The organism is Hydrogenophaga sp. FG152, from assembly GCF_057809615.1.
The window spans coordinates 1-1,853 of the sequence record NZ_JBMDKH010000042.1 but is presented as its reverse complement, the minus strand read 5'-3'; the positions used below and the strand labels follow the sequence as shown (position 1 = coordinate 1,853).

The window sequence follows — 1,853 nt, the reverse complement described above, 5'->3', positions numbered from 1 at the left end:
GGGGTCTCCTCGTTTTCAGTGCAATAAGTGACGGTACGAAAAGCTAGCACTGGCGCGGAGGTGGTGTTGGTAGATCGTTGATTTCATTGACTTTCCTGTTCACTTTCAAATCTGCGATTCGTGGCGTCAAACCGTGGTCGGTTTCATCCATTGGTGCCAGTTATCGATGCATTTGGCCGCGAAGGCAGGATTTGGTCAGCATAGCGGTCAACCGGGAAGCGAAACACACCCCGCAAGTTGATGCTCTCCAGCCTGGTGGGCGCAATCTTCCCGATCAGTTCCGGTGGAATGACCTGGCGGCGGTTCGACCAGCGATCCAGGACCGCCTGCATCTGTGAGGTATTCCACGCCATCACGATGTTGGCCATCAGGCTCAACGCATCGGCCACAGCCTGCATTTCATCGACACGTTTGGCCTGCGCCGGGCTGATCCGGCCGGTATAAATGGCGCGCTTGAGGGCGTTAACAGCCTCGCCCCGATTGAGCACCCGGCGCAACTCGTTCCTGAAAGCGTCCTTGACAAAGTAGTCAGCCAAAAACGCCGTACGCAGCAACCGCCCCAATTGCACGCCAGCCTCATAGATTGGATCGCCCTGGGCGGCAGAACCGAACCGCGCAAGAGCTGCCACCGCACTGGCATGTCCGCTCATGACCGAGGCTGCCAGGTGCACCAGACTATCCCAATGCTTTTCGATCAAAGCGACGTCGACATTGGCTTCGCACACCGCAGCGATTTCTGCGGGCACTTTGGTGCCGCGTGGCACAAAGAGGTGGCGCTGTTTGAGTTCCTTCAACCGCGGGCAAAGATCAAAACCAAGCAAACGGGCATGTGACATGGCAAAGTCGGTGTAGCCATGGGTATCCACAGCAAGCTGGCTGGTCTCCAGCTTTTCTTGGCGGATGACACCTTCAATGGCCACGCCCGCCTGGCGCTCATTGAGCACAAAGGGCTGCGCATGGAAGATGCCCCACCGGTCTTTTACATGGGAGTAGATTCCAATGGAAGGTGTGTTGCGCCGAGGATCAAGCCGGGCTTGCCACACCCGTTTGGTGGTCTCCATGCTCATCATGTCAGAAGATGCCAAATCGGACCGCCCCCAGGTGGCGGCAATCGGGTGTCGCTGCATGAATTCCAGCACAGCCTGGCAGGCCTGGCTCAGACGCCGTTCGTCCCGCGCCCAGCGCATGGCCTGGCGAATGCTGGTGGCAGACAATTGCGGAATCATGCGCGCGCATTCGACCGCAGTCAGACTGGTGCCGTGGGCCATGATGCCGGCATAGACCATCAGCAGCTCGTCGGTAGAGCGCGGCTCACGTCCGAGCATGATCCAGCTAAAGCGCACCTGGGCGTCAACGGCCAGAATCACTTCCGGCAATTGAACCTCACCGATGCGGTGATCCAAAGCCGCGCGCAGCTTGGTCACTTCTGGGTCTTCGTCCTCTGCGGGCAATGGCGACAAATGGAGTTCATCATCCACGCGCAGTACGCCACTGCGGGCTGCAGCGGCCACCGCATCGACACCGGCAGTTACTCTGGCCAGCAAAGGCTTCAAGAAAGTGGCAGCCTTGCTGGGTAACGATAGACGGGCATAGTGTTTCTTGGACTCTGCCTGCCAACGCTCGTCCGTGAAGAACAAGCGCGCACGACCCCGAAAGCTCAGGCTGTGCTCAATCCAGACCGAGCCATTGCGCACCGCGCGGCGCAGGGCAAACAGGGTGGCCACCTCCAACGCCTGAAACGCCCGTTCCCGGTCTGGGCTGGAGATCGAAACCTGCCAGATCATTCCCAGACTTGGTGCCACCACTTCAACTGGCAGCTTTCTGGATCCTTTGAGATATAAAGCTTGCAGCTT

Annotated in this window: 1 pseudogene; it reads right to left on the bottom strand. The window is 58.7% G+C overall.

What is annotated here, in order from left to right:
- Positions 1-143: 143 nt before the first annotated feature.
- A pseudogene (locus ACODTB_RS25755) lies at positions 144-1,853 on the bottom strand (Tn3-like element IS1071 family transposase); the annotation flags it as partial.